This is a genomic window from Lactobacillus equicursoris DSM 19284 = JCM 14600 = CIP 110162 (assembly GCF_001434815.1).
Classification (GTDB): Bacteria; Bacillota; Bacilli; order Lactobacillales; family Lactobacillaceae; genus Lactobacillus; species Lactobacillus equicursoris.
Genome location: NZ_AZDU01000097.1, coordinates 1 through 1,942, shown reverse-complemented (window position 1 = coordinate 1,942; position 1,942 = coordinate 1). Strand labels below are relative to the sequence as shown.

At 52.2% G+C, this 1,942-nt stretch carries 1 rRNA gene; it reads left to right on the top strand.

The features are described 5' to 3' along the window. Positions 1–1,942 (top strand): 23S ribosomal RNA (locus FC20_RS09430); the annotation flags it as partial.

The window sequence follows — 1,942 nt, the reverse complement described above, 5'->3', positions numbered from 1 at the left end:
ATCTGGGAAGATGCGCCAGAGAGGGTGACAGCCCCGTAAGCGAAATCCAAAGAAAGCCTATCAGGATCCTGAGTAGGGCGGGACACGAGAAATCCCGTCTGAATCCGCGAGGACCATCTCGCAAGGCTAAATACTAACCAGTGACCGATAGTGAACCAGTACCGTGAGGGAAAGGTGAAAAGAACCCCGGGAGGGGAGTGAAAGAGAACCTGAAACCGTGTGCCTACAAGTAGTCAGAGCCCGTTAAAGGGTGATGGCGTGCCTTTTGTAGAATGAACCGGCGAGTTGCGTTAGCCAGCGAGGTTAAGTCAGAAAAGACGGAGCCGCAGCGAAAGCGAGTCTGAATAGGGCGAGCAGTTGGCTGATGCAGACCCGAAACCAAGTGACCTACCCATGACCAGGTTGAAGGCGCGGTAAAACGCGCTGGAGGACCGAACCCACGTAAGTTGAAAATTGCGGGGATGAGTTGTGGGTAGCGGTGAAATTCCAAACGAACTTGGAGATAGCTGGTTCTCTCCGAAATAGCTTTAGGGCTAGCCTCGCAAAGAGGATGCTGGAGGTAGAGCTCTGTTTGGACTAGGGGCCCGTCAGGGGTTACTGAATCCAGATAAACTGCGAATTCCAGACATTTATATGCGGGAGTCAGACTGCGAGTGATAAGATCCGTAGTCGAAAGGGAAACAGCCCAGATCACCAGTTAAGGTCCCTAAATACATGCTAAGTGGAAAAGGATGTGGAGTTGCGCAGACAACTAGGACGTTGGCTCAGAAGCAGCCATCATTCAAAGAGTGCGTAATAGCTCACTAGTCGAGTGACGCCGCGCCGAAAATTTACCGGGGCTAAGCATGATACCGAAACTGTGGATGCATACAAAAGTATGCGTGGTAGGAGAGCGTTCCAGCGGCGAAGAAGCATGACTGAGAAGACATGTGGAGCTTCTGGAAGTGAGAATGCCGGTATGAGTAACGAAAGACAGGTGAGAATCCTGTCCGCCGCAAGACTAAGGTTTCCTGGGGCAGGCTCGTCCGCCCAGGGTAAGTCGGGACCTAAGGCGAGGCCGAGAGGCGTAGTCGATGGACAACAGGTAGACATTCCTGTACTGCACCCAATCGTTATGAGCGAAGGAGGGACGCAGGAGGCTAGCAGCGCATGGTGCTGGAAACCATGTTCAAGCGCTGAGTCTGGAAATGAGTCAAATGCTTATTTCCTTAAGGACAAGGCGTGATGAGGAGCGAAATTAAAGTAGCGAAGGCTGCGACGTCACACTGCCAAGAAAAGCTTCTAGCCAGAGAAGGTGCACCCGTACCGCAAACCGACACAGGTAGTCGAGGAGAGTATCCTCAGGTGAGCGAGAGAACTCTCGTTAAGGAACTCGGCAAAATGGCCCCGTAACTTCGGGAGAAGGGGCGCTGGTCGCAAGATCAGCCGCAGTGAAAAGGCCCAAGCAACTGTTTATCAAAAACACAGGCATCTGCAAAATCGTAAGATGAAGTATAGGTGCTGACACCTGCCCGGTGCTGGAAGGTTAAGAGGAGAGCTTAGCGCAAGCGAAGGTTTGAATTGAAGCCCCAGTAAACGGCGGCCGTAACTATAACGGTCCTAAGGTAGCGAAATTCCTTGTCGGGTAAGTTCCGACCTGCACGAAAGGTGTAATGATTTGGGCACTGTCTCAACGAGAGACTCGGTGAAATTATAATACCCGTGAAGATGCGGGTTACCCGCGACAGGACGGAAAGACCCCATGGAGCTTTACTGCAGTTTAATATTGGGTATCTGTCAAGCATGTACAGGATAGGTAGGAGCCGGAGAAGATAGGACGCCAGTCTTATCGGAGGCGCTGTTGGGATACTACCCTTGCTTGACGGATGCTCTAACTCAGGCGTGTAAACCAGGCCGAGGACAGTGTTTGACGGGCAGTTTGACTGGGGCGGTCGCCTCCTAA